The following is a 25,301-nucleotide window of genomic DNA, read 5'->3' on the forward strand; positions in this document are numbered from 1 at the left end:
GCGGTCAGTTCTTCAGCCGCCATCCCGTGCGGAAGATCCACGCGACCGCGCCCAGGCACAGCAGCAGGAACAGGGCGGTCGCGCCCAGGCTGACGCCGACCGCCACGTCGCCCCGGCCGAAGAAGCTCCAGCGGAAGCCCGAGACGAGATAGACGACCGGGTTGAACAGGCTGACCGTCCGCCACGGTTCGGGCAGCATGTCGATCGAATAGAAGGCCCCGCCCAGGAAGGTCAGCGGCGTGACGAGGAGCGCGGGGACGATCTGGAGCTGTTCGAACCCGTTGGCCCAGATGCCGATGATGAAGCCGAACAGGCTGAACGTCACCGCGGTCAGCAGCAGGAAGCCGATCATCGCGAGGGGATGCTCGATGCGCAGCGGCACGAACAACGCGGCGGTGGCGAGGATGATGAGCCCGAGCGCGACCGACTTGGTCGCCGCCGCGCCGACATAGCCCAGCACCATCTCGAACGGTGATATGGGCGCCGACAGCAGTTCGTAGATGGTGCCGCTGAATTTGGGAAAGTAGATGCCGAACGACGCGTTGGCGATCGACTGGGTCAGCAGCGACAGCATGATGAGGCCGGGGACGATGAAGGTCCCGTAATCCACCCCCTCGATCGACTGCATCCGGCTCCCGATCGCGCCGCCGAAGACGATGAAATAAAGCGAGGTGGTGAGCACGGGCGTGACCAGGCTCTGCCATAGGGTTCGCAGCGCGCGCGCCATCTCGAAGCGGTAAATGGCCCAGATGCCGTGCCAGTTGGTCATGGGAGCTTCCCGTCCCCGGCGCCGACCAGGTCGACGAAGATATCCTCCAGGCTCGACTTGGACGTCTCCAGATCCTTGAACCCGACATGCAGATCGGCGAGCCGGCGCAGCAGCGAGGGCACACCCGTCCGTTCGGCCTTGGCGTCGAAGCTGTAGCGCAGGCGGTGACCCTCGTCCTCCAGCGTCAGCGACCAGTCGCCCAGCTCGGCGGGGATCGCGGCCATCGGCTCCGCGAGCGTCAGGAGGAGCTCGCGCTTGCCCAGCTTGCTCATCAACGCGGCCTTGTCGTCGACCAGCAGCAGCGCGCCCCGGCTGATGACGCCGACCCGGTCGGCCATCTCCTCGGCCTCCTCGATATAATGGGTGGTGAGGATGACGGTGGTCCCGTCCGCGCGCAGCCGGTGGACGAGCTTCCACATGTCGCGGCGAAGCGCGACGTCGACTCCGGCGGTGGGTTCGTCGAGGAACAGGATATCGGGTTCATGGGCGAGCGCCTTGGCGATCAGCACGCGGCGCTTCATGCCGCCCGACAGTTCCATGATGCGGCTGTGGCGCTTGTCCCAGAGCGACAGGTCGCGCAGCACGCCTTCGATATAGGCGTCATGCCCCGACCGCCCGAACAGCCGCCGGGAGAAGGTGACGGTGGCCAGCACCGTCTCGAACGCGTCGGTCGACAATTCCTGCGGCACCAGCCCGATGCGGCGGCGCACCGCCTTGTAGTCGCGCAGCGCGTCATGCCCCTCGACGGTGACCGTTCCCGTCGTCGGAGTGACGATGCCGCAGATGATCGAGATCAGCGTCGTCTTGCCCGCGCCATTGGGGCCGAGCAGCGCGAAGATCTCGCCGCGCCGGATCTGGAGGTCGACGGGCTTGAGCGCGACCACCCCGCTCTTGTAGATCTTGGAAATGCCGGAGACGGTCAGGATCGCGTCGGCCAAGTCCGGGATCACCCGGTGCGTCGCGCTTGCGCGATCGCGGCTTCGAGCTGGTCCAGCGGCTGCGCCCCGATCAGCACCTGGTCGCCCACCACCCAGCTCGGCGTGCCGGTGATGCCCAGGTCCGACGCGGCGCGCAAATTGCCGGCGATCTCGGCATCGGCCGACTCGTCGGTGGCGGGCAGGGTCACGCCCGCGCTTTGCGCCGCGGCGGCGATGCTGGCGGGGGTCACGCGCCCACCGGCATAAAGCGCGTCGTGGAACAGCTTGAACCGGTTCGCCCGCGCCGCGGCCAGGCTGGCGCGCGCGGCGTCGCGGCTCGACTCGGCCAGCACGGGCAGTTCGCGGAACACGACCTTAAGCTTGGGGTCGCGCGCGATCAGTTTGGCGATCACCGGCAGGCTGGCGCGGCAATAGCCGCAATTATAGTCGTAATATTCGACCAGCACGACATCGCCCTGTGGGTTGCCCATCCACGCGCCGTGATAGGGCCGGGTGATCGCGTCCCCGGCCTTGGCGACCGCCTGGCCCTGTTCGCGCGACTGGAGGAGGCCCATCGCCTCCGGGATGATCTCCGGATGGGCGAGCATGTACTCGCGCACTACGCGCTCGATCCGCGCGCGCTCGGTCGGGGCGGGGGCGCCCGCCGCTGCCCACATCGCCCCGGCGCCGGCCGCGATCCCGGCGAGCGCGACCGCGGGAAGCAGCCAGCGCATCACCGCTTCTTCTTGTCGGCGGCGGCGTCGGCGGAGGTCATGGCGATGTCCTGCGCGCGGACCCAGTCGGCGGAATTGGCGGGGATATTGGCCATGGCGTAACGCGCCGAGGCGACGGCGGTGCGCGCGTCGCCCGTCATGCTCGCACGTTCGGCGGTGGCGAGCGCGGCGCGCGCCGTGTCGCCCGACAGCTCGTACACGGTGCCGAGCTGATACCAGGCGAACGGGTTCTGGTCGTCGCGGCCGACGGCGGTGCGCAGCACGCGCACGGCCTCGGGATAGTTGGTCCGATCCTCGGTGGCGATCAGCGCATGGCCCAGGGTCGTCGAGATGAGCGGATTGTTGCGCGATCCCTCGGCGGCCACCCGCAAGGGTGCCAGCGCCTCGCGCGGGCGGCCGGATTCGAGCAGGATCTGACCTTTCACTTCCAGGAAATAGGGGTCGTTGGGCCTTGCCGCGACCAGCGCGTCGGCCTCGGCGTTCGCCTTGTCGGGATAACCGGCCTTGTGCCACGCATAGGCGCGGGCATAGCGGGCATAGATGGACTTGTCGGTTTCGGGATAGGCCTGGAGCGTCCGGTCGGGCTTGTTGACGTATCCCGCGAGCTTGGCCTTGACGCGCCGGAACCGCTCCTCGAGCCCGGGATCGGACGGCTTGCCCCAGCTCGGCGCGGATTTCAGCGTGTCGTTGAGGTTGGCGATGCGTTCGCTCGATACCGGATGGTCGAGCATGAAGCTCATCTTGCGCGTGATGCCGTAGCGATATTCGAGCTGCTGGAGCTTGGCGAAGAAGGATATGTAACCGCGCCCGCTGATTCCGGCGGCGTTGAGGAACTTCGCGCCGGCCGCGTCGGTCGACGCCTCCTGCTGGCGCGAAAAGGCCAGATAGCTGCCCATCGCGGCCTGCTGGCCCGCCGCCATGATCCCCGCGCCCGCGGCGCCCCCGCCCGCGGCGATCGCCGCCAGGCCGAGCACCATGGTCAGGAGCGAGATGCCCGTCGCGCCCTTGAACATGCGGTCGCCCAGCGGGACGTGGCCGCCGGTGATGTGGCCGATCTCGTGCGCGATCACGCCCTGCACCTCGTTGGCGGTATCGGCGTTCTGGAGCGTCCCCGAATGGACGTACACGGTCTGGCCGCCCGCGACGAAGGCGTTGATCGACTCGTCGTTGATGAGCACGACGCGCACGTCGCGCGTGCTGAGCCCCGCCGCTTTGATCAGCGGGTTGGACATCTCGGCGAACAGCGCCTCGGTCTCCGCGTCACGCAGGATCGACTGCGCGCTCGCCGGCTGCACGAACAGGACCGCCGCGACGGCCAGGGCGGAAACGACACGCTTCATGCGATACCCCGAAAAGACGGCCTCATGTCGGTCGCATAACGCCTGAACGGTTTACGAACTCCCGCACGGGCGATGGCGGCCGGGCTCCATCGGCAGGTTCGGGTGAACCCGCGATGAAGCCCGGCCGGGCACCGGATCATGCGCCGAAGGTGCGCTGCCACCAGCCGCGGCGCGGCGATCCGGCCTCCTCCGACGCGCCGGGGGCATCATCGGCGGGGGCGTCGGGCGCCTCGGCGGGATCGACCATCCCGTCCTGGCCCGCTTCCAGCGTCGCCGCCTCGACCCGGGGTTCCATCTCCCCGATATCGTCGGCGGGCGCGGCGTCCGTCGCCTCGCCCGCGGCCGCGGCCTTGCGACGCGGCGCGCGGCGCTTGGGCTTCTCGGCTTCCACCTCGGGCCCGATCTCGGGCGCAGCATCGGCGACCGGCATCTCCGGAGCCGCCTCGGTGGTCGGCGCCTTGCGACGCGAGCGCCGGGGCTTGGGTGCAGGCTCCTCCGCCTCGACCGGCATTTCCGGCTCGGCGGCGGACGCGGCTTCCCCGGCGACGGGTTCGACCTCGGTGGTCACGTCAACCGCGCGCTTGCGGGCACGGGGGCGACGCTTGGGCGCGGGTGCCGCGTCCGCATCGACATCGGCGAGCGTCAGCGCGTCGACGATATGGCCCGCATCCGCCGCCTCGATCGGCTCAACGACATCGTCGGCGTCGATGTCGGTCGCGGCGACGTCCAGCTCGTCGGTCGTACCGTCCTGACCGGCGGACCCACCCATGGCCTCGCCACCCTCGCTTCCGCTTTCACCGCGCCGACGACGACCGCCGCGGCGTCCGCGCCGACGCCGGCCCTCGCCCGTTTCGGCGACCGGTGCCGCGGCGACGTCGGCCACGGTCCCGACCTGCTCGTCGGTCTCCGGCTCGACTTCGGAGAGTTCGCCTTCCGCATCGCCGACCGGCGCGTCCTGGTCGCCCGTCCGGGGCTCGTCGGGACCACGACCACGCCGGCCGCGACGGCGACGGCGCTTGCCGCGGCCTTCTCCGCCCTCCTCGCGATCGCGACGCGGCGGCCGCGCCTGGCGCTCCTCGCCGCGCGCCTCGGTCTCGGGCTCCTCCTCGGCCTCGAGTTCGATCTCCTCTTCCTCGATCTCCTCGGGCAGGTCGTCGTCCAGCTCCTGGATCGGCGCCTCGAAGCGCGGGGCGTGGGCGGGGGGCGGGCCCGACGCCTCCACCGACATGCGCGCGCCTTCCTCCTCGCGGTCGGGGAAGACCTCGATCGAGACGCCGTAGCGATCTTCGATCTCGGCGATGTCGGCGCGCTTGCGGTTGAGCACGTAGATCGCGGCTTCCTGGCTCGCGCGCAGCGTCAGCAGCGAGCCGCGCCCGCGCGCGGCCTCGTCCTCGATCAGGCGCAGCGCCGATAGCCCGGCCGACGAGGCGGTGCGGACCAGCCCGGTGCCCTCGCAATGCGGGCAACCCCGCGTCGACGCCTCCAGCACGCCGGTGCGCAGCCGCTGGCGGCTCATCTCCATCAGCCCGAAGGACGAGATGCGGCCGACCTGGATGCGGGCGCGATCATTCTTGAGCGCCTCCTTCATCGCCTTTTCGACCTTTCGGACGTTGGACCCGTTGTCCATGTCGATGAAGTCGATGACGACGAGCCCCGCCATGTCGCGCAGGCGCAGCTGACGCGCGATCTCGGCCGCGGCTTCCAAATTGGTCGCGGTCGCGGTCTGCTCGATATTATGCTCGCGGGTCGAGCGACCGGAGTTGATGTCGATCGATACCAGCGCCTCGGTCGGGTTGATGACCAGATAGCCGCCCGATTTCAGCTGCACCACCGGGTGGTACATCGCCGCCAACTGATCCTCGACATGGGCGCGCTGGAAGAGCGGGATCGGGTCCGAATAATGCTGGATGCGCCGCGCATGGCTGGGCATCAGCAGCTTCATGAACTCGCGGGCGTGGCGATAGCCTTCCTCGCCCTCGACCACGATCTCGTCGATATCGCGGTTGTAGATGTCGCGGATCGCGCGCTTGATCAGGTCCGAATCGCCGTAGACGAGCGCGGGCGCCGCCGATTGCAGCGTCTTCTCGCGGATGCCGTCCCACAGCCGGGCCAGGTAATCGAAGTCGCGCTTGATCTCGACCTTGGTCCGCTGGAGCCCGGCGGTGCGGACGATGCAGCCCATGGAGGGCGGCAGCTGCAGCTCGGCCATGATCGTTTTCAGGCGCTTGCGGTCGCCGGCATTGGAGATCTTCCGGCTGATGCCGCCGCCATGCGAGGTGTTGGGCATCAGCACGCAATACCGGCCCGCGAGCGACAGATAGGTGGTCAGCGCCGCGCCCTTGTTGCCGCGCTCCTCCTTGACGACCTGGACCAGCAGCACCTGGCGCCGCCGGATGACGTCCTGGATCTTGTAGCGCTGGCGCAGGTTCGAGCGGCGCTCGCGCAGCGCCTCGACCTGGGGGTCGCTCTTGCCCTTGGTGCGCGCGGGGCGGGATTCGCCCTCGTCGTCGAACGCGCCCTCCTCGTCGGCGGCGTCGTCCAGATCGTCGTCATGGCCGTGGTCGTCGCCGGCGGTCTCGCCCGACTCGGAATCGTCCTCGTCGTCGTCCAGATCGGCGAGCAGCGCGGCTTCCTCGGCGGCGTGTTCGGCCTCCTCGCGCAGCAGCGCCTCGCGATCCTCCTTGGGGATCTGGTAGTAATCGGGGTGGATTTCGGAAAAGGCCAGAAAGCCGTGCCGGTTGCCGCCATAATCGACGAACGCCGCCTGGAGCGACGGCTCGACGCGGGTGACCTTGGCTAGATAGATATTGCCTTTGAGCTGCTTTCGCTCGGCGGATTCGAAGTCAAACTCCTCGATCCGGTTTCCCTTGACGACGGCAACGCGGGTTTCTTCCCGGTGGCGTGCGTCGATCAGCATACGCGTGGTCATGAATGGGTCTCCACGCGCGCAGGCCGCCTGCCGCTCCCGGGGGAGCTGGGGGCCGCGCGCGATGTGGGGCGGGGGGCCTGGGGCCCGCCGCTGGGGTGGGTGATGCGTCCGCCCGCGGCGCATGGCGGAGCCTGGGGCTCCGCTGCTCCCCGGTCGCGTTCCCACCGGCCGGAGCCGATCGGGAATGCGAAAGGGGAAGATACGTCATGCGGGCGTCAACCTGAATGGCGGGGCATGAAGGGCGCCCGCGCCGTGAACGACCAGGGAGGCTCGCGACGGATACCGCGCGCGACACACTGGTGCGCTTCATCGGTAGCACCACCCATCGGGTGCCGCAACCGGTGGTCCGCGCCGCTTCTTCTTGCGCGAAAACCCTGACGGCCCGTTAACCGTGGTTGGAAACCATGGATTCGGTCGGTCGAAGTAGAGGAACGGGCCGATGTCGTTGGTCGGCCAAGGGGTTTCGATGCAATTTCGCTGGACCGGCGCCGCGCACCCGCTTCATGGTCGCGCCATGCTGATGCCATTGGCCCTGCTGGCGTGGCTGCTGCCGGCCCATGCGCTCGCGGCGACCGTCGCGCGGATCGACGTGGCTGGCGACCGCATCGTGATCCGCTTCGACGAGGCCGTCGAGCGCGCCGCCAGCTTCATCCTGGACGGCCCGCGCCGTATCGCGGTGGACGTGAACGGCGCAAACCCCGGATCGGTCGCCACCGCCGCCGGTCCGGTCGCCGCCGTCCGCCAAGCCGCGCGCAAGGGCGGCACCCGGATCGTCTTCGACCTGGCCGAGCCCGCGATCGTGTCCGAAGGCGAATTGGGCGAGGACGGCCGCGAGCTGACGCTGAAACTGCGCGAGGTCGACGCCCGCCGCTTCGCCAGGGCGAGCCTGACGGGGCCGCTCAGCTTCATCCCCGGCCTCGGCTCGCGCGCGCCCCGGTACAAGGTGACCCAGGCGGTCCCGCCCGCGCGCCGGGCCAGGCTGCCCGAGATACGCGGCGACGCCGACCGCCCGCTGGTGGTGATCGACGCGGGCCATGGCGGCGCCGATCCCGGCGCGATCGGCCCGGAAGGCCTTCGCGAAAAGGAGGTGACGCTGCGCATCGCCAAGGCGATCCGCGACGAATTGCTGAAGGGCGGGCGGGTGCGCGTGGCGCTGACGCGCGACGACGATCGGTTCCTCGTCCTGCGCGAGCGCTACGGCATCGCCCGGCGGCTCAAGGCGGACCTGTTCATCTCGGTCCATTGCGATGCGGCGGGCGCCGCGATCGCGACCGGCGCTTCGGCCTACACCCTGTCCGAAGTCGCGTCCGACAAGGAAGCCGCGCGGCTCGCGGCGCGCGAGAACAAGGCGGACGTGATCGCGGGCGTCGACCTGGGCGAGGCCGCGGGCGACGTGTCGTCGATCCTGATCGACCTCGCCCAGCGCGAGACGATGAACCTGTCCGCCGGCTTCGCCCGCCTGCTGGGCCGCGAGGCCAGGCCGCTCATCCCGGTCAAGGCCAATTTCCACCGCATGGCGTCACTGATGGTGCTGAAAGCCCCCGACATGCCCAGCGTCCTGTTCGAGACCGGCTATATTTCCAACCCGGCCGACGCCGCCTTCCTGGCGAGCGACGACGGCCGCGAGCGCGTCGCCCAAAGCGTCCGCCGGGCGGTCGAGGTCCATTTCGCGCGCCGCATGGCCGCGCGGTAGCGGCTTCCCCGTCCCGCCGAACCTGCTAGATAGCGGCGCCTGTAACCATGGCGTCCCACACTCCTCCCATCGCCCGCCCGCCGCTGCACCGGTTCGCCCGCCGTGCCGCCACCCTGCTGCGTTCGGCGTGGACCCACCGCTGGGTGCGCTGGCTGGCCGCGCTCGCCGCGCTGGGGCTGATCTCGCTGCTCGCACTCATCGTCGCGGTCGGGCGCGGCCTGCCCTCGGTCGACAGCTTGCGCTCCTACGAGCAGCCGCTGCCCACCAATGTCCGCGCGGGCGACGGCGCTCCCGTCCACGCCTATGCGCGCGAGCGGCGGGTCGAATTGTCCTATGCCGAATATCCGTCGCTGCTCGTGGGCGCGTTCCTGGCGGCGGAGGATCGGACCTTTTTCGAGCATGGCGGGGTCGATTATCCCGGCATCGTCTCCGCGCTGATCAGCAACCTGCGCAACGATGGCCGCCCGATCGGCGCGTCGACGATCACGCAACAGGTCGCCAAGAACCTGCTCCTCACCAACGAGGTGAGCTATATCCGCAAGGCGCGCGAGGCCATCCTGGCCTACCGGATCGAGGACGCGCTCTCCAAGGAGCAGATCCTCGAACTCTATCTCAACGGCATTCCGCTCGGCCGGCGCAGCTTCGGCGTCCAGGCGGCGGCGCGCGCCTATTTCGGCAAGGATGTCGGCCAGCTGGCGGTGCACGAGGCGGCGTTCCTGGCCATCCTGCCCAAGGCGCCCGAGACCTATGGTCGCGCCCGTAACGCCGACCGCGCGATCGCCCGCCGCAACTTCGTCCTGTCGGAGATGCAGCGCAACGGCTTCATCACCCCCGCGCAGCGCGCCGACGCGGCTGCGCGCCCGCTGGGACTGATCGCGTCGCAGACCGCGCGGCTCGACCCGGTGGGGGGCTATTTCGTCGAGGAGGTGCGCCGCCAGCTCGTCGACCGCTACGGCGAGAATAGCGAGAACGGTCCCTATAGCGTCTATGCCGGCGGATTATGGGTGCGCACCTCGCTCGACCCCCGGCTCCAGGGCTATGCGCAGGAAGCGTTGCGCGACGGCCTGCTGCGCTATGATCGCGGGCGCGGCTGGTCGGGGCCGATCAAGCAACTCGATATTGACGGCGGCGACTGGCTCCAGGCGTTGGTCGGCACCAACATCGCGCTCGACCACAAGGACTGGCGCGCGGCGATCGCGATCGCGCGGGCGGGAGCTGCGTGGGAGATCGGCTTCGCGAACGGCCAGACGGGCACGCTCCCCGCCTACGCCGCGCAGATACCGGTGCGCGGCCAGGGCGGCACCGCCTTTGCCGCATTGAAGGCGGGCGACGTCATCGCCGTCGCGCCGGAGGGGGGCGCTTGGTCGCTCCGCTCGATCCCGCGCGTGTCGGGCGGTTTTGTCGTCGAGGAGCCGGCGACCGGTCGCATCCTGGCGATGCAGGGCGGCTTCGACAGCCGGCTCCAGTCGTTCAACCGCGCCACCCAGGCGCTGCGCCAGCCCGGCTCGACGATCAAGCCGATCGTCTATTCGGCGGCGCTGGAGCGGGGGATGACCCCTTCGTCGATCATCGTCGACGGGCCGTTCTGCGTCTATCAGGGGGCGCGGCTGGGGCAGAAATGCTTTCGCAATTTCGACGGGGGCGGATCGGGCCCGCACACCATGCGCTGGGGGATCGAGCAGTCGCGCAACCTGATGACGGTGCGCGCCGCGTCGCAGGTCGGGATGCCGCACGTCGTCGACACCATGAAGCGCATGGGGCTGGGCAGCTACCCGCCCTTCCTCGCCAACGCGCTGGGCGCGGGCGAGACCACCGTCGCGCGCATCGTCAACGCCTATGCGATCCTGGCGAACGGGGGCCGGGGCAACGCGCCCACCGTGATCGACTTCGTCCAGGACCGGCGCGGCAAGGTGATCCTGCCCGAGCGGTGGCGCCCCTGCGACGGGTGCAACGCCCCCGACTGGAACGGCCGCGCCATGCCGCGCCCGCCCTCGCGCCAGCGCCAGGTGATCGACGCGCAGACGGCGTTCCAGATGGTCCACATCACCGAAGGCGTGATCCAGCGCGGCACCGCGACGACCCTGCGCGACCTGGATCGCCCGATCTTCGGCAAGACGGGAACGACGACGGGGCCGACCGATGTCTGGTTCATCGGCGGTACGCCCCAGTTCGTGGGCGGGCTGTATGTCGGCTACGACCAGCCGCAGAATCTGGGCGGCGTCCAGGGCGGCACCTTCGCCGCGCCGATCTTCAAGCAGTTCGCGGTCAAGGCCTATGAGGGGCTGGAGAAGAAGGTGTTCCGTGCGCCGCCGGGCATCCGCATGGTCCGCGTCGACCGTGGCTCGGGCCGCCCGGTGTACGGCGTTTGGCCGACGGGCACCGATCCCAAGCCCGCGGTGATCTGGGAAGCGTTCAAGCCCCAGGCCGAGGAACGCCGCGCGCGTCGTCGCACGGGTCCTGCCGCCGCGCCCACCGCGCGTCCCACCGCCGGCCCGAAACGGGTAGAGCGTGCCCAGGACAGCGATTTCTTGCAAAGGCAGGGCGGAATCTACTAGCCGGGGGCCATATCGTCATCCCGGCACGGGCCGGGGTCGCGCCGGATCGCGGTTCCGTTCCGCCACGGATCGTTCAATGAGAGGGTAATCCCATGCGCGCCGAAGCGCAGGCCTATATCGACCGGATCAACGACGCGCTCCAGCTGCTTCGCCGTTTCCTGAACTGGGACCAGGCGCTCCGCCGCCTCGACGAGCTCAACGCGCGCGTCGAGGATCAGGCGCTGTGGAGCGATCCCAAGGCCGCGCAGGCGGTCATGCGCGAGCGTCGCCGCCTCGACGAGGCGATCACCGCGACGCGCGCGATCGAGAGCGAGCTGTCCGACACCGCCGAGCTGATCGAGATGGCCGAGGCGGAGGGCGACACGGCGATGGCCGATGACGGCGTCGCCGCGCTCGCCGAACTGGCCGAGCGTGCCCAGCGCGACAAGGTCCAGGCGCTGCTCGCGGGCGAAGCCGACGGCAACGACACCTATATCGAGGTCAATGCCGGCGCCGGCGGCACCGAAAGCCAGGACTGGGCGGGGATGCTCAGCCGCATGTATTCGCGCTGGGGCGAGCGTCACGGCCTGAAGGTCGAGCTGGTCGACCAGCATTCGGGCGAGCAGGCCGGGATCAAGTCGGCGACGCTGCTGCTCAAGGGCGAGAACGCCTATGGCTATGCCAAGACCGAAAGCGGCGTCCACCGCCTCGTCCGCATCAGTCCCTATGACAGCGCGGCCCGGCGCCACACCTCCTTCGCCAGCGTCTGGGTCTATCCGGTCGTCGACGAGAATATTGAGGTCGACTACAATGAATCCGACCTGCGCATCGACACCTATCGCGCGTCCGGTGCCGGCGGGCAGCACATCAACACGACCGATTCGGCGGTGCGGATCACGCACATCCCCACCGGCATCGTCGTCCAGTGCCAGAATCAGCGATCGCAGCACAAGAACAAGGCGGAGGCGTATAACCAGCTCCGCGCCCGCCTGTACGAGCGCGAACTGGCGATCCGCGAGCAGGCGGCGAGCGCCGAGAACGCGGCCAAGACCGATATCGGCTGGGGCCACCAGATCCGTTCCTACGTCCTCCAGCCCTATCAGATGGTCAAGGACCTGCGCACCGGGGTGACGTCGACCGCGCCGGGCGACGTGCTCGACGGCGATCTCGACGCCTTCATGGCCGCCGCGCTGTCGCAGCGCGTGACGGGCGAAAAGGTCGAGGTCGAGGACGTGGAATGACGCGCGTTCTTCGTGTCCCGCTCCGCGCCGCCGCCGTCGCGCTCGCCTTTCTGGCGAGCGCCTGCGACGGCTCGCAGCCGCTTCTCAAGCGCGAGGACAAGGCGCCGGCCTTTCCGGCCGCCGACCGCCCCGTCGCGACCATCGTGTCGTCGCGCTGGTCGACCGAGGAAGCGCGCGACCGGGTGAACGAGGCCGGCCGCGTGATGACGCTGGCCCGGATCGAACCCGGCATGACCGTCGCCGATATCGGCGCGGGCGAGGGCTATTACACCGTCCGCCTCGCGCAGCGCGTCGGTGCAAAGGGCCGCGTCGTCGGCCAGGACATCATGCCCCAAGTCCGCGACGCGCTGGCCGAGCGCGTCGCGCGCGAGCGGCTGGCCAATGTCAGCGTGCGGCTGGGCGAACCCGCCGACCCCAAGCTCCCCGCCAACAGCTTCGACCGGGTGATGCTGGTCCATATGTATCACGAGATCGGGCAGCCCTATGAGTTCCTCTGGCGGCTGCGGCCCTCGCTGAAGCCCGGCGGGCTGGTCGTCGTCGTCGATGCCGATCGCCCGACGCAGAACCACGGCACCCCGCCCGCGCTGCTCCGCTGCGAGTTCGCCGCGACCGGATACGAACAGGCGGGCTTCACCGCCATGCCCGGTGCCGGCGGCTATCTCGCTACCTTCCGCGCGACGGGCGCCCGCCCCGAACCGAAGGCGATCAAGGCCTGCCGGGTCTGACCTCCCTTCTCCCCTCCCTGTTCCAGGGAGGGGAGGACGGCAGGACTGGCGCGATGTCGCGTTCCCGCTAAAGCCCCCGCGCATGACCGACCATGCCCCCGACCCCGCGCTGCTCGCCAAGGCGGAGACGCTGACCGAGGCGCTGCCCTATCTCCAGCGTTATGCGGGCAAGACCTTCGTCATCAAATATGGCGGTCACGCGATGGGCGATCCGGAGCGCCAGCGCGACTTCGCGGAGGACATGGTCCTGCTGAAGGCGGTCGGCATAAACCCGGTCGTGGTCCATGGCGGCGGGCCGCAGATCGGGTCGATGCTCAAGCGGCTGGGCGTCGAATCGCGCTTCGTCGACGGCTTGCGCGTCACCGACGCGGAGACCGCGCGGATCGCGGAGATGGTCCTGGCGGGATCGATCAACAAGGAGATCGTCGGCTGGATCGGCCAGGCCGGCGGACGCGCGGTCGGCATATCGGGCAAGGACGCCAATCTCGTCACGGCGGAAAAGGTCGGCGCGCGCGCGCCCGATCGGCTCCAGGGAATCGAGCGGCATGTCGACCTGGGTTTCGTCGGCGAGCCCGTCGCGGTCGATACCCGCATCCTCCACTCCCTGGTGGCGGACGGCATCATTCCCGTCATCGCGCCGATCGCCACCGGGCGCGACGGCCACACCTATAATATCAACGCCGACACGATGGCGGGCGCGATCGCGGGGGCGCTGGGCGCCGCGCGCTTCTTCCTGCTGACCGATGTCGCGGGCGTGCTCGACAAGGGGGGCGACCTCCTCACCGATCTCGACCCCGCGCGTATCGCCCGATTGCGGGCCGACGGGACGATCAAGGGCGGCATGATCCCCAAGCTGGAAACCTGCGTCGCCGCGGTCGAGGCGGGGGTCGACGCCGCCGTCATCCTCGACGGCCGGGTGCCGCACGGGATGCTGCTGGAAATCTTCACCCGGCGCGGCGCGGGCACGCTGGTCCGGGCGTGACCCTCTCCCCTCCCTGGAAAGGGAGGGGCTGGGGGTGGGTCGACGTGCGACCGTCGGAGAGCGCATCCCGTCCACCCACCCCCGACCCCTCCCTCTCCAGGGAGGGGAGAAGACTAGGGTTCTCCCATCGCCGTACCAGCCCTATAGAGCACGTCGTCCCGCTCGGAGCCCCGCCTTGATCTACCTTCTGCAAATCGTCCAGTTCGTGCTCACCGTCTTGTGGTGGATCATCATCGTCCAGGCGATTCTGTCCTGGCTGATCGCGTTTAACGTCATCAACACCTCGAACGGCGCGGTGCGGCAGATCTGGGTTGCGCTCGAAAAGATGACCGACCCCATCTATCGCCCGATCCGCCGCGTGCTCCCCGATTTCGGGGCGCTCGACCTGTCGCCGCTGGTCGTGCTGCTGCTCGTCGGGCTGCTCGACCGGCTGGTGACGACCGCGCTCATCCAGCAAGTCTCCGCCGGCGCGATCTGACGTGACCGCCGCGCCGATCGACGGCCGCGCGCGCGCCGCCCGGTTGCGCGCCGCCGTCGCGCGCGAGGTCGCGGCCTTTTCCGCCCGCGCCGGCCGCCCGCCCGGGCTGGCGGTGGTGCTCGTCGGCGAGGATCCCGCCTCGTCGGTCTATGTGCGTTCCAAGGGCAAGGCGACCGCCGAGGCCGGGATGTGCGGGGCGGAGCACCGCCTGCCCGCCGACACGCCCGAGGCGGAGCTGCTCGCGCTCGTCGACCGCCTCAACGCCGACCCGGTGATCGACGGCATCCTCGTCCAATTGCCTTTGCCCGCGCATATCGACGCTACCCACGTCACCAACCGTATCGACCCCGACAAGGACGTGGACGGCTTCCACCCGGTCAACGCGGGACGCCTCGCGACGGGGCTGCCCGGCTTCGTGCCCTGCACCCCGCTGGGCTGCCTGATGCTGCTGCGCGAGGCGCGCGGCGATCTGAGCGGGCTGGAAGCGGTCGTCGTCGGCCGCTCCACCATCGTCGGCAAGCCGATGGCGCAATTGCTGCTCGCGGAAAGCTGCACCGTCACCGTCGCGCATAGCCGCACGCGCGACCTCGCCGGCCATCTCGCCCGCGCTGACATCGTCGTCGCGGCGGTCGGTCGCGCGCGGATGATCCGGGGCGAGTGGCTGAAACCCGGCGCGACGGTGATCGATGTCGGCATCAACCGCACCGAGGCGGGGCTGGTCGGCGATGTCGACTTCCCCAGCGCCAGCGCGGTGGCGGGCGCGATCACCCCCGTGCCCGGCGGCGTCGGCCCGATGACAATCGCCTGCCTGCTGCGCAACACCCTCGTTTCGGCGGGCCGGCGCGAGGGTGTCGCGATCGACGAGACGGGCTTCTGACGCCGCGATGATCGAGCTCTTCGTCTCCGCCTTCCTCACCTTCTTCGTGGTGATCGATCCGCCCGGTTGCGCGCCCATTTATGCCGGGCTGACGGCTGGCGTCGACGCGCATCATCGCCGCGCCATGGCGGTGCGCGCGGTGTTCTACGCGGCGTGCATCCTCCTGGTCTTCGCGCTGTTCGGCGAGGACCTGCTCCGCGGGCTCGGCATCAGCCTGTCCTCCTTCCGCATCGCGGGCGGGATCATGCTGTTCCTGATCGCGCTGGAGATGGTGTTCGAGCGCCGCACCCAGCGCCGCGAGGACCGCGCCGCCCAGGTCGCCGCCACGCCCGAGGTGGAGGATGTGTCGGTCTTTCCCATGGCGATGCCGATGATCGCAGGGCCGGGATCGATCGCCAGCGTCATGCTGCTCATGGCCCGCAACGAGGGGCTCCAGCGCTCGCTGGTGGTGCTCGCCGCGCTGGCGTCGATCCTGCTCATCACGCTGGTCGCGCTGCTCGCGGCGGGGCCGATGATGCGGTTGCTGGGCGCCCGGATCGAGGCGGTGATCACGCGGCTGCTCGGCGTGCTCCTCGCCGCGCTGGCGGTGCAGTTCGTGATCGACGGGCTGCAGGACGGCCTGCGCTAGCTGATCCTGTACAAGCGGAATGGCGTGTTGCGCGGCAGCGGCATCGGCTGGAGCCAGCCGAACTTCCCGCCCTTGGCCAGCTGGTCGTAGAACCCGCCCGGCGCCCGCGCGCGATACACCGTCGATTCGGGCATGTTGGGGCAGACCAGCAGCATCGTCGCCCCGTGCCGCCGCATGATCGCCCGCGCCTCGGCGGGGGATCGCCGAAAAGCGTGGTGGACGTCGAGGATCGCGTCGCCGTTGCGGTGATAGGGCCCCGCCACCGCGTTATGATGCGTCATGGCGATCAGCCTGGGGCCGAGATCGACGAAGGTGAAGATCGTCTGCGCCGGATAGGCGTCGAGCTTGGCGAGCTGGGGCTGCGCGTTGCACCGCCCGCTCGACCGGTTGACCAGCCGGGTGTTGGCGGAGGGCCGGTCGACCGGCAAGTATCTGGTGACCAGTCCCGCGAACAGTCCGGACACGGCGACGAACGCCGCCACGGTCCCGAACACCCGCACCGGCAGCAATGGATGCCGCAGGAACCAGGGCAGCACCGCCCAGGCGAGCGCGGTCGCGCCGGGCAGCGCCAGCAGCTGCGCCGCCGGCCCGGCGCGCGCCTGCCACAGCAGCATCAGGCAGGCAAAGGCGGTGAACAGCGCCACCGCCGCCCAGCCGACCGCTTGTGGTCTGCCCCGCGCCCGCCACGCCGCGATCACCGCGCCCGCCAGTCCGATCAGCGGCAGGGTCACGATGGGAAAGGCGACGCGGAACGGGTGGCGATAGATCGGCTTGGCCTCGCGCACATTGTTGAGCCAGGTCCGCGCGAGCTCGTCCGACACCTGTTCGGGCCGGGTCAGGCATTGCGGGAACAGCAGCGCGAAGCCGACCGCGACGACCGCGCCCGCCGCCACCGCCAGCCCTAGGCGAACGCCCCGCGATGCCGGGTTCAGCCGCGCGACGATCAGCAACAGCGCGCCCGCGACCACCACCGCGCTCAGCCAGACGGGCGTCAACGCGTCGCAGCGCATCACCCGGTTCGCTTCCGACGCGAACAGCGCGAAACCGATCGCGGCGCCCCCGCCCAGCGTCAGCGCATAGACCTGCAACCGCGCCGTCTCCGCTCGGTCCCATACCCAGCGCAGCGCGAGGAGCGCCCCCGCCATCGCCGCATAGGGCAACAGCTCCAGCCCGATCGTCAGCGACAGCGCGCTCGCTCCGCCGACGAGCAGGCCGCCGCGCGCCTGGCGCGGATCGCACAGCCCCGCGACCGTCACGGCCAGGCAGGCGAGCTGCCATCCGTGATGGTCGATGCGCAGCGGCATGAACATCAGCATCGTCGCCACCGCGCCCGGCAGCAGCACCAGCGCGAGCGGCCACGCACCCGGCGCCACCAGCCGGCGCACCGTCGCGCCCAGCGCCAGCATCACGACCGCCAGCGGCAGCAGCGGCGCGACCCCGCAGGCCCAGCGCTCGGCCAGGGGCGTGGTCGTGAACAGCTCGAGGAACAGGATCAGCCCCGCCAGCGGCAGGTCGACGACGCGGCTCCAATGGATGTCGAACCCGCCCGGCGGGTTCATGCGGTACTGGCGCAGGTCGAACCAGCCCTGTCCGTCGAGCAGCGCGCGCACCTGCATCAGGCGCATATTGTCGTCGGTATCGCCCAGCGCGAGCCAGCGGATCGGCCCCGCCCGGTCCCACAGATACCAGAGCGCGAGCAGCGCCCAGGCGACCAGCGTGATCCGCATCCAGTACCGGTCGACCAGCGCCGCCCATTCGGATGTCCCGCTCCCGGAAAGGCCGGCCGTCCGGCCGTCGCTCGTCGAACTCGCTTCCCTCACACCACCACCCGCAATAAGAGCGCTCGCTCTATCGATGAGCGCGGGTGACACAAGAGTGACGAGGGGGGCGACGGGCATCGCGACGCGGCTGAACGACTGGCGACGCACGCCGATGTTCGGCCAGCTCGCGCGCTTCGTCGTGGCGGGCGGGCTGGCGACCGTGATCTACACCGCCGTCTATTCGCCGCTCGCCGGGCTCGGCATCACGTCGGAACAGGTCGCGAATTTCGCGGGCTATCTGGTCGCGATGGCGTCGGGCTATTTCCTCCACAGCCGCTGGAGCTTTCGCGGCCACGGCGCCGGCGCCGGGCAGACGACCACGCGTTTCCTGGCCGTGTCGCTCGTCAGCTATGCGATGAACACGGGCTGGGTGTGGCTGCTGACCGACGATTCCATGATGGCCGGGCCATGGTGGTGGCCGCTCCTGCCCGTGCTGTTCGTGACCCCGCTCGTCACCTTCGCGCTCAACCGTTTATGGGTATTCGCCTGATGGCCACGACGCATGGATAGGGTCGTCTACGACCGCATGGCCGCGCATGATTCCACCCATTGGTGGTATCGCGCGCGGCGCGACATCCTCCACGATTATCTCCGCCGCTATGGCGATCTACCGAAGGATGCGCGCATCCTGGAGATCGGTTGCGGCACCGGCCACAACATACCGATGCTGGCGCGCTTCGGCGCGGTGGAGGCGATCGAGATCGACCCCGCCGCCCGCGCCATCGCGGCCGAGCGGCTGGGCCGCCTCGTGGGCGACGCGCCCTTGCCCGAACTCCCCGGCGTCGAGCGGGGTGCCTATGACCTCGTCGCGGTGCTCGACGTGGTCGAGCATATCGCCGACGACGTGGCCGCGCTCGCCGCGATGGCGACCTTGCTCCGGCCGGGTGGCAAGATCCTGATCGCGGTGCCCGCGCACCAGTGGCTGTGGAGCGCGCACGACGTCGTCAATCACCATCACCGCCGCTATTCCAAGGCGAGGCTGGCCGCCGCGATCGCGCGGGCGGGGCTCCGGCCGCAGCGGATGCGCTGGTTCAACTCGCTCCTCTTTCCGCTCGCCGCCGCCGCGCGGATCGCGGGCAAGCTGTCGGGCCGCGACGACAGCGACGATTCGCCGCCGCCCCGGCCGCTCAACGCGTTGTTCGAGACGGTCTTCCGCCTGGAGCGTCACCTGGTCGGCAGGGTGCCGATGACGCCGGGCGTGTCGATCGTGACGTTAGCCGTCCCGGGGGCCGTTCCGGAGCCCGCACCCTCCGGCTCCTCGGCCCGGTAGCCGAGTGTCGCGGTGCCCCGCACCGGCCCCGCGACATCGGCGACAAGGTAGAGCGGCCGCCGCTTCGATTCGACATAGAGCCGGCCCAGATATTCGCCGATCATCCCCAGCACGAACATCTGCACCGCGCCCAGCAGCACCACCACCAGCATCGTCGACGTCCAGCCCTGGACGGCGGTGCCCGTGAAGAAGCCCACGCCGATATAGACGAGCAGCAGCAAGGATGCCGCCGTCAGCGCCAGCCCGACATGGCTCGCGAAGCGCAAGGGCGCGGTCGAGAAACCCGTCACCGCATCGAAGGCCAGCCGGATCATCTTGCCCAGCGGATAGTTCGTCTCGCCCGCATGACGGCTGGCGCGGTCATAGGGCAGGGGCACCTGCCGGAACCCGATCCACGCCACCATTCCCCGGATGAAGCGCGCCTGTTCGGGCATCGCCAGGAACGCGTCGAGCGCGCGCCGGCTCATCAACCGGAAATCGCCGGTGTCGAGCGGGATGGGGGTGTCGGTCACCCGGTCGAGCAGGCGGTAGAACAGGGCGGCGGTCGCGCGCTTGAACACCGTCTCCCCCTCGCGCCGGCGCCGCACCGCATAGACCACATCGGCCTCCTGCTCGGCCATGACCCGGCGCATCTCGCCCAGCAGCTCGGGCGGGTCCTGCAGGTCGGCGTCGATGATCAGCACCTGCGCGCCCGAGCACAGGTCGAGCCCCGCGGTCAACGCCAGCTGATGACCGTGATTGCGCGACAGGTTGACCGCCACCAGCCGCGGGTCGCGCGCCGCCAGGCGCCGCATCACCGCCCAGCTATCGTCGCGCGATCCGTCATTGACGAGCAGGATCTCGTAATCCTCCTCCACCGCCGCCCGCGCCGCCGCCGACACGCGCGCATGGAGCAGATCGAGGCACGGCGCCTCGTTGTAGCAGGGGATGACGACGGACAGGGCGGGGCGATGCATGATCCGCCCCGTCTAGCCGCCGATGTCCGGGCCGTCATGGGGCAAGTTGCTCGGCGCGCGACGACGCCGTCATGCGGCGGAAGAGAACCGACCGTGGCGGCCTTTGAGGCGGCCTCTGGCACGGTGCCGGTCGAGCCGATGCTGGACGGTTACGCCCGTAAAGGCGCACCACCCCACGCAGCTATCGTCGGTGAGTGGGCCTAATAAGGCCTTTATCTAGATCACGTACTCGACCGTCTTCACCTGCGCCCGATCCGCGCGCACCGCGCCGCGCTTGGCGACCATGCGCGCGTGGAGCCGCGACACGGTGCCGCTTCCGGCCGTGCCGAACCAGGCGGGCACGACCGCATGGATCATGCAGGCAACGCCCCCGGCGACCATCTCGGCGCCGAACCGCCCGGCGGTGGCGGCGTGTACGGCATAGGTCTCGCCCACTTCGTCCGGATGGTCGAGGAACAGCTTGCGGATCATGCGACACTCCCTTGCCCGCCAGCGTAGCGCGCGCCCAGGTCGCGCACCATCCCCCGGGCGAGCAGGCTGAGCGTGTCGTCGCGCGCGCCCATGACGACGATCCGGTCGCCCGCGCGCGCCAGGTCGACGAGCAGCGCCGCCGCGTCCGCCCGGTCGGCGATGTGACGCGCGTCGTGGCCGGCCCCGGCGACCGCGCGCACGATGTCCCCGCTCCCGACCTCGCGCAGCACCGTGCCGCCCTGATAGACGGGATCGGGCATCGTCAGCACGTCGCCGCCCCGCATCCGCTCTGCGAAGGTCGCCGCCAATTCTCGCCCCATCACCTTCAACGGGCCATATCCATGGGGCTGGAACAGCAGCAGCAACCGTCCCGGAAAGGCGTGGAGCGCGTCCAGCGTCGCCGCGATCTTGTCCGGGTTGTGCCCGAAATCGTCGATGACGGCGACGCCGCCGCCTTCGACCGCCGCCTCCCCGACCAGCTCCATGCGCCGCCGCAGCCCGGTGAAGCCGCCGATCGCGGCGGCGGCCTCGCCCGGCGGCACCCCGGCCGCGACCGCCGCCCCGATCGCCGCCAGCGCATTCGACACATTGTGCCGACCGGGCAGCTGGAGCGCCACCGGCACCGACCCGGTGCCGACCCGTAGGTCGAAGCGCACCCCGAACGGCTCCTCGCGCAGGTTCCGCGCGACCAGGTCGCCCGCGCCCTCGACCGAGAAGCGGGTCACGCGCTCCGCCGGCAGCGCCGCCGCCAGCGCCGCCGCGTCGCCGTTATCGGCGTTCACCACCGCGACCCGCGCCTTGGCCAGGAAATCCCCGAACAACAGCCGCAATTCGTCCAGCCCCTTATGGTCGAGGCTGACATTGTTGAGCACCGCGATCCGGGGCGCGTAGAGCGCGATCGACCCGTCGCTCTCGTCGACCTCGCTCACGAACGCCGCGCCTTCGCCGACCAGCGCGCTGGCGAAGGGGGCGTCGGGCTTGACGAAATTCTTCATCACCGCGCCGTTCATCACCGTCGGATCGCGCCCGGTGGCGTGGAGGATCCAGCCGATCATGCCGGTGACGGTCGATTTCCCGCTCGTCCCCGCCACCCCGATCGGCAGCGCAGCGGCGTTGAACAGCCCGGCCAGCAGCTCCGCCCGCGTCGCGCGGCGGCAGCCCAGGCGGTTCGCGGCGACGATGTCGGGCACGCTCTCCTCGACCGCCGCCGATGCGACCACGCGCTGCGCCGCGCTCGTCACCCCGCTACCATCCTGCGGGTGGAGATCGATCCCCAGCGCGCGCAGCGCGTCGAACTTGGCGGGCACGCGTCCCTGGTCGAGCGCGCGGTCCGATCCCGACACCGCGACGCCGCGCGCGCGCAGGATCATCGCCAGCGGCATCATCCCCGACCCGCCGATGCCGACCAGAAAGCAAGGCTGTTCGTTCGTCATCACCGCCCGGTATCGGCGGCGGGGCGGGGGGGCAAGCGTCACCCCTCGCTCGACTTCGCCGCGCCCGGACGGCACAAGGGTGCACGATGAAGATCGCGATCGTCGCTCCCGCCAAGCCCATCGACCCGCTGGTCGCGTCGCGCGTCACCGCCTTCGCGGCGATCACGCATCCGGCGGTCGACCTCCTGGTCCATCCGCAATGCTTCGCCAGCGACGGTCATTTCGCGGGCTCCGACGCGGTGCGCGCCGCCGCGTTCCTCGATGTCGCCAACGATCCCGGCATCGACGCCGTCTGGTTCGCGCGGGGCGGTTATGGCTCCAACCGCATCCTCGCCCGGGTCATGCCCCGGCTCGGCCCCGCCGCGCGGAACAAGAGCTATCTCGGCTATTCGGACATGGGGTTCCTGCTCGGCGCGCTGTACGCCCGGCGGATCGGCCGTCCGGCGCACGGGCCCATGGCGATCGATATCGGGCGGCAGGGCGGTGATCGCACGGTCGCCCGCTCGCTCGGCTGGATGGTGTCGCGCGACCGCCAGGGCCTTGAGCCCGGTCTCGGCGACCGCCCCGCCGCCGCGTTCAACCTGTCGATCCTGGCCGCGATGATCGGCACGCCCTGGCTTCCCGACCTGACCGACCATGTGCTGCTGATCGAGGACGTCTCCGAACCGCTCTACCGCATCGACCGGATGCTGTCGCAGCTCGCTCACGCCACCCAGCTCAAGGGACTGGCAGGGATACGCCTCGGCGCCGTCACCGATATCCAGTCCAACGATCCGCCCTGGGGGGAGTCGCTGGATAGGGGAATCCGCCGCTGGTGTGCGGAGATGGACGTGCCCTTTCTGGGCGCGGCCGAGATCGGCCACACCCAGGGCAACCGCGTGGTGCCGTTCGGGGTCGCGTGACGGGCGACCGGGACGCGCCGATCCGGCGGTCGGCCTTGCCTATTGCGCGCGGCCCGACATAAGCCCCGCTTCGTTCAGATCCAGCAGACGAGCCGCATCCCATGACCGCCATGTTCCGCATCACGCTGCCCGACGGCTCCGTTCGGGAAGTCGCGCCCGGAACCACCCCGGCCGATGTCGCCGCCGCGATCGGCCCCGGCCTCGCCAAGGCGGCGCTCGCCGCGCGGGTGAACGGCGAGGTGCGCGATCTGGGGCGCCCGTTCGACGGCGACACCGACCTGGCGCTCGTCACCGCGCGCGACGAGGCCGACGCGCTGGAACTCGCACGCCATGACTTCGCCCATGTCATGGCGGAGGCGGTGCAGCATCTGCACCCCGGCACCGAGATCACCTTCGGCCCCGCGACCGAGGACGGCTTCTATTACGACTTCGCCCCGAAAGACCGGCAGTTCACCGAGGAGGACCTGCCCGCGATCGAGGCCGAGATGCGCCGCATCATCGCGCGCGACGAGTCCTTCACGCGCGAGGTGTGGACCCGCCAGGAGCTGATCGACCGCTGGACCACGCAGGGCGAGCGCTTCAAGGCGCAGTGGGCCGCCGAGCTTCCCGAGGGCGAAGAGCTGACGATCTATCGCCAAGGCGAATGGCTCGACATGTGCCGCGGGCCGCACATGCCCTCGACCGGCCGCCTCGACCCGCAGGCGTTCAAGCTGACGCGCGTGTCGGGCGCCTATTGGCGCGGCGACCAGAAGAACGCGATGCTGAGCCGCATCTACGGCACGGGCTGGCTCAACAAGAAGCAGCTCGACCAGCATCTGACCCGGCTGGAGGAGGCCGCCAAGCGCGACCATCGCCGCATCGGCCAGGACATGGACCTGTTCCACCTCCAGCCCGAGGCGCAGGGGTCGGTCTTCTGGCACCCCAAAGGCTATCTGATCTGGCGCGCGCTGGAGGCCTATATGCGCCGCCGCCTCGACGCCGCCGGTTACGAGGAGGTCAAAACCCCCCAGCTGATGGACGCGCGCCAATGGGAGCAGTCGGGCCATTGGGGCAAATACCGGGAGAACATGTTCGTCGTCCCCGACGAGATTCCGTCAGGAGAGGAGGAGGGCCCCGTCCTGTCGGGCGACGCCGACCTGATGGCGCTCAAGCCGATGAACTGCCCCGCCCATGTCCTGATCTTCCGCCAGGGGATCAAGAGCTACCGCGACCTGCCCGTGCGCATGGCCGAATTCGGCTGCTGCCACCGCAACGAGCCGCACGGGGCGCTTCACGGCCTGCTCCGCGTCCGCCAGTTCACCCAGGACGACGCGCATATCTTCGTGACCAAGGACCAGCTGATCGACGAGGTCCGCGCCTTTTGCGACCTGCTCGACAGCGTCTACCGCGACCTCGGTTTCGACAGCTACGCGATCAAGCTGGCGCTGCGGCCGGACAAGCGCTTCGGTTCCGACGCGATGTGGGACTGGTCCGAACAGAGCCTGCGCGACGCGGTCAAGGCGACCGGCCGCGACACGCCCGAATTCGGCTGGGAGGAACTGCCGGGCGAGGGCGCCTTCTACGCCCCCAAGCTCGAATTCCACCTGACCGACGCGATCGGCCGCACCTGGCAGGTCGGCACGATCCAGACCGACACGGTGCTGCCCGAGCGGCTCGACGCCAGCTATGTGGGCGAGGACGGTCAGCGCCACCGCCCCGTGATGCTCCACCGCGCGATCCTGGGGACGTTCGAACGCTTCATCGGCATCCTGATCGAACATCATGCCGGGCGCTTCCCGCTCTGGCTGGCCCCCGTCCAGGCGGTGGTCGCGACCATCGTGTCCGACGCCGACGACTATGCGCGCGACGTCGCGGACAAGCTCCGCGCCGCCGGCATCCGCGCCGATACCGACCTGCGCAACGAGAAGATCAACTACAAGGTGCGCGAGCACAGCCTGGCCAAGGTCCCCAACCTCCTCGTGCTGGGCAAGCGCGAGGCGGAGGAGGGGACGGTCGCGCTGCGCCGCCTGGGCAGCCAGGGCCAGGAGATCGTGCCGCTCGCCGCACTGATCGACCGGTTGCGCGCCGAAGCGACCCCGCCGGACCTTTCGCGCTGACGCGCGACGCGCTATATCGGTCGTCGTCTACCCTTAGGAGAAACACTCATACGTCCTCCCGCAATACGCCGGCCGATGCAGGCGCCGCCGATGAACGGACCTCGTTTTAACGAGTTCATCCAGAGCCCCAAGGTTCGGGTGATCGATCACGAGGGCGAGAATCTCGGCGTGATGTACACGCGCGAGGCGATGGCGCAGGCGAACGAGCTCGGCCTCGACCTGGTCGAAGTGTCGCCCAACGCCGATCCGCCCGTCGCCAAGTTCCTCGACGTCGGCAAATTCAAATACGAGGCCCAGAAAAAGGCCAATCTGGCGCGCAAGTCGCAGAAGACGCAGGAGATCAAGGAGATCAAGATGCGTCCGAACATCGACGACCATGATTACGACACCAAGATGAAGAAGGTCCACGACTTCATCGGCGAGGGCGACAAGGTGAAGATCACCCTGCGCTTCCGCGGTCGCGAATTGTCGCACGGCCAGCTCGGCATGAACCTGCTCAAGCGCGT

At 69.8% G+C, this 25,301-nt stretch carries 22 protein-coding genes; 13 read left to right on the top strand and 9 right to left on the bottom strand.

The window, feature by feature from the left end:
- Positions 1–4: 4 nt before the first annotated feature.
- The 5 genes from VF592_RS08840 to VF592_RS08860 form a co-directional block, all read right to left on the bottom strand.
- The gene (locus VF592_RS08840) at positions 5–769 is read right to left on the bottom strand and encodes an ABC transporter permease (RefSeq protein ID WP_331005253.1); all 765 of its coding nucleotides are present in this window, start codon (positions 767–769) and stop codon (positions 5–7) included.
- On the bottom strand, positions 766–1,707 hold the full coding sequence (locus VF592_RS08845) for an ABC transporter ATP-binding protein (RefSeq protein ID WP_331005254.1): 942 nt from the start codon (positions 1,705–1,707) through the stop codon (positions 766–768). Before VF592_RS08845 ends, VF592_RS08840 begins: the two co-directional genes overlap by 4 nt.
- A gap of 8 nt (positions 1,708–1,715) precedes the next feature.
- Positions 1,716–2,420, bottom strand: coding sequence for a DsbA family protein (locus VF592_RS08850; RefSeq protein WP_331005255.1), 705 nt, complete (start codon positions 2,418–2,420; stop codon positions 1,716–1,718).
- Complete coding sequence (locus VF592_RS08855; RefSeq protein ID WP_331005256.1) at positions 2,420–3,760, bottom strand: M48 family metalloprotease; 1,341 nt, start codon at positions 3,758–3,760, stop codon at positions 2,420–2,422. Before VF592_RS08855 ends, VF592_RS08850 begins: the two co-directional genes overlap by 1 nt.
- A 136-nt stretch (positions 3,761–3,896) precedes the next feature.
- Positions 3,897–6,689, bottom strand: coding sequence for a ribonuclease E/G (locus VF592_RS08860; RefSeq protein ID WP_331005257.1), 2,793 nt, complete (start codon positions 6,687–6,689; stop codon positions 3,897–3,899).
- 466 nt (positions 6,690–7,155) lie between these two features.
- On the opposite strand from VF592_RS08860, the gene VF592_RS08865 reads away from it, so the two are divergent.
- The 8 genes from VF592_RS08865 to VF592_RS08900 all read left to right on the top strand — a co-directional run bounded on the left by VF592_RS08865 (position 7,156) and on the right by VF592_RS08900 (position 15,847).
- The gene (locus VF592_RS08865) at positions 7,156–8,382 is read left to right on the top strand and encodes an N-acetylmuramoyl-L-alanine amidase (RefSeq protein ID WP_331005258.1); all 1,227 of its coding nucleotides are present in this window, start codon (positions 7,156–7,158) and stop codon (positions 8,380–8,382) included.
- Positions 8,383–8,429: 47 nt separating this feature from the next.
- Positions 8,430–10,937, top strand: a complete 2,508-nt coding sequence (locus tag VF592_RS08870) for a penicillin-binding protein 1A (RefSeq protein WP_331005259.1) — start codon at positions 8,430–8,432, stop codon at positions 10,935–10,937.
- A gap of 92 nt (positions 10,938–11,029) precedes the next feature.
- Complete coding sequence (prfB, locus tag VF592_RS08875) at positions 11,030–12,157, top strand: peptide chain release factor 2 (RefSeq protein ID WP_331005260.1); 1,128 nt, start codon at positions 11,030–11,032, stop codon at positions 12,155–12,157.
- Positions 12,154–12,882: a class I SAM-dependent methyltransferase gene (locus tag VF592_RS08880; RefSeq protein WP_331005261.1), complete on the top strand. Its 729-nt coding sequence runs from the start codon at positions 12,154–12,156 to the stop codon at positions 12,880–12,882. The genes prfB and VF592_RS08880 overlap by 4 nt, the downstream gene beginning before the upstream one ends.
- A gap of 82 nt (positions 12,883–12,964) precedes the next feature.
- Complete coding sequence (gene argB, locus VF592_RS08885) at positions 12,965–13,864, top strand: acetylglutamate kinase (protein ID WP_331005262.1); 900 nt, start codon at positions 12,965–12,967, stop codon at positions 13,862–13,864.
- Between the two features lie 175 nt (positions 13,865–14,039).
- Entirely contained in the window at positions 14,040–14,342 is a 303-nt protein-coding gene (locus VF592_RS08890) for a YggT family protein (RefSeq protein ID WP_331005263.1), read from the top strand.
- A 1-nt stretch (position 14,343) separates the two neighbouring features.
- Entirely contained in the window at positions 14,344–15,219 is an 876-nt protein-coding gene (folD, locus tag VF592_RS08895; protein ID WP_331005264.1) for a bifunctional methylenetetrahydrofolate dehydrogenase/methenyltetrahydrofolate cyclohydrolase FolD, read from the top strand.
- 7 nt (positions 15,220–15,226) lie between these two features.
- A complete protein-coding gene (locus VF592_RS08900) occupies positions 15,227–15,847 on the top strand; it encodes a MarC family protein (RefSeq protein ID WP_331005265.1) in 621 nt (206 codons plus the stop codon).
- On the opposite strand, the gene VF592_RS08905 is transcribed toward VF592_RS08900, so the two are convergent.
- Positions 15,844–17,574: an AcrB/AcrD/AcrF family protein gene (locus VF592_RS08905; protein ID WP_331005276.1), complete on the bottom strand. Its 1,731-nt coding sequence runs from the start codon at positions 17,572–17,574 to the stop codon at positions 15,844–15,846. The two genes, VF592_RS08900 and VF592_RS08905, sit on opposite strands and share 4 nt — an antisense overlap.
- 148 nt (positions 17,575–17,722) lie before the next feature.
- Here VF592_RS08905 and VF592_RS08910 point away from each other — a divergent pair, with 148 nt between their 5' ends.
- Both VF592_RS08910 and VF592_RS08915 read left to right on the top strand, forming a co-directional pair.
- Positions 17,723–18,157 carry a GtrA family protein gene (locus tag VF592_RS08910; protein ID WP_331005266.1) on the top strand — a complete coding sequence of 145 codons (435 nt, stop codon included), beginning with the start codon at positions 17,723–17,725 and terminating at the stop codon, positions 18,155–18,157.
- Between the two features lie 12 nt (positions 18,158–18,169).
- A complete protein-coding gene (locus VF592_RS08915) occupies positions 18,170–18,937 on the top strand; it encodes a class I SAM-dependent methyltransferase (protein ID WP_331005267.1) in 768 nt (255 codons plus the stop codon).
- Here VF592_RS08915 and VF592_RS08920 read toward each other — a convergent pair.
- The 3 genes from VF592_RS08920 to VF592_RS08930 form a co-directional block, all read right to left on the bottom strand.
- Positions 18,832–19,893, bottom strand: coding sequence for a glycosyltransferase family 2 protein (locus tag VF592_RS08920; RefSeq protein ID WP_331005268.1), 1,062 nt, complete (start codon positions 19,891–19,893; stop codon positions 18,832–18,834). The two genes, VF592_RS08915 and VF592_RS08920, sit on opposite strands and share 106 nt — an antisense overlap.
- 216 nt (positions 19,894–20,109) lie before the next feature.
- Positions 20,110–20,364, bottom strand: a complete 255-nt coding sequence (locus tag VF592_RS08925; RefSeq protein ID WP_331005269.1) for a DUF6356 family protein — start codon at positions 20,362–20,364, stop codon at positions 20,110–20,112.
- The gene (locus tag VF592_RS08930; protein WP_331005270.1) at positions 20,361–21,797 is read right to left on the bottom strand and encodes a Mur ligase family protein; all 1,437 of its coding nucleotides are present in this window, start codon (positions 21,795–21,797) and stop codon (positions 20,361–20,363) included. Before VF592_RS08930 ends, VF592_RS08925 begins: the two co-directional genes overlap by 4 nt.
- Before the next feature lie 86 nt (positions 21,798–21,883).
- Here VF592_RS08930 and VF592_RS08935 point away from each other — a divergent pair, with 86 nt between their 5' ends.
- From VF592_RS08935 to infC, 3 genes are all read left to right on the top strand, one after another.
- Complete coding sequence (locus tag VF592_RS08935; RefSeq protein WP_331005271.1) at positions 21,884–22,699, top strand: LD-carboxypeptidase; 816 nt, start codon at positions 21,884–21,886, stop codon at positions 22,697–22,699.
- A gap of 101 nt (positions 22,700–22,800) precedes the next feature.
- A complete protein-coding gene (gene thrS / locus VF592_RS08940) occupies positions 22,801–24,795 on the top strand; it encodes a threonine--tRNA ligase (RefSeq protein WP_331005272.1) in 1,995 nt (664 codons plus the stop codon).
- Between the two features lie 90 nt (positions 24,796–24,885).
- Positions 24,886–25,301: translation initiation factor IF-3 (gene infC, locus VF592_RS08945; protein WP_331005273.1), on the top strand; the 416-nt coding region annotated here is incomplete at its 3' end.

It is taken from the genome of Sphingomonas sp. (assembly GCF_036388435.1).
In the GTDB taxonomy this organism is placed as follows: Bacteria; Pseudomonadota; Alphaproteobacteria; order Sphingomonadales; family Sphingomonadaceae; genus Sphingomonas.

Coding starts and splice junctions, on each gene's coding strand:
- VF592_RS08900 (WP_331005265.1), top strand. CDS start 15,227: ATGATCGAGCTCTTCGTCTCCGCCTTCCTCACCTTCTTCGTGGTGATC.
- VF592_RS08935 (WP_331005271.1), top strand. CDS start 21,884: ATGAAGATCGCGATCGTCGCTCCCGCCAAGCCCATCGACCCGCTGGTC.
- VF592_RS08905 (WP_331005276.1), bottom strand. CDS start 17,574: ATGCGGATCACGCTGGTCGCCTGGGCGCTGCTCGCGCTCTGGTATCTG.
- VF592_RS08870 (WP_331005259.1), top strand. CDS start 8,430: ATGGCGTCCCACACTCCTCCCATCGCCCGCCCGCCGCTGCACCGGTTC.
- VF592_RS08865 (WP_331005258.1), top strand. CDS start 7,156: ATGCAATTTCGCTGGACCGGCGCCGCGCACCCGCTTCATGGTCGCGCC.
- VF592_RS08840 (WP_331005253.1), bottom strand. CDS start 769: ATGACCAACTGGCACGGCATCTGGGCCATTTACCGCTTCGAGATGGCG.
- argB (WP_331005262.1), top strand. CDS start 12,965: ATGACCGACCATGCCCCCGACCCCGCGCTGCTCGCCAAGGCGGAGACG.
- VF592_RS08925 (WP_331005269.1), bottom strand. CDS start 20,364: ATGATCCGCAAGCTGTTCCTCGACCATCCGGACGAAGTGGGCGAGACC.
- VF592_RS08915 (WP_331005267.1), top strand. CDS start 18,170: ATGGATAGGGTCGTCTACGACCGCATGGCCGCGCATGATTCCACCCAT.
- VF592_RS08860 (WP_331005257.1), bottom strand. CDS start 6,689: ATGACCACGCGTATGCTGATCGACGCACGCCACCGGGAAGAAACCCGC.
- VF592_RS08880 (WP_331005261.1), top strand. CDS start 12,154: ATGACGCGCGTTCTTCGTGTCCCGCTCCGCGCCGCCGCCGTCGCGCTC.
- VF592_RS08930 (WP_331005270.1), bottom strand. CDS start 21,797: ATGACGAACGAACAGCCTTGCTTTCTGGTCGGCATCGGCGGGTCGGGG.
- VF592_RS08920 (WP_331005268.1), bottom strand. CDS start 19,893: ATGCATCGCCCCGCCCTGTCCGTCGTCATCCCCTGCTACAACGAGGCG.
- VF592_RS08855 (WP_331005256.1), bottom strand. CDS start 3,760: ATGAAGCGTGTCGTTTCCGCCCTGGCCGTCGCGGCGGTCCTGTTCGTG.
- prfB (WP_331005260.1), top strand. CDS start 11,030: ATGCGCGCCGAAGCGCAGGCCTATATCGACCGGATCAACGACGCGCTC.
- thrS (WP_331005272.1), top strand. CDS start 22,801: ATGACCGCCATGTTCCGCATCACGCTGCCCGACGGCTCCGTTCGGGAA.
- VF592_RS08850 (WP_331005255.1), bottom strand. CDS start 2,420: ATGCGCTGGCTGCTTCCCGCGGTCGCGCTCGCCGGGATCGCGGCCGGC.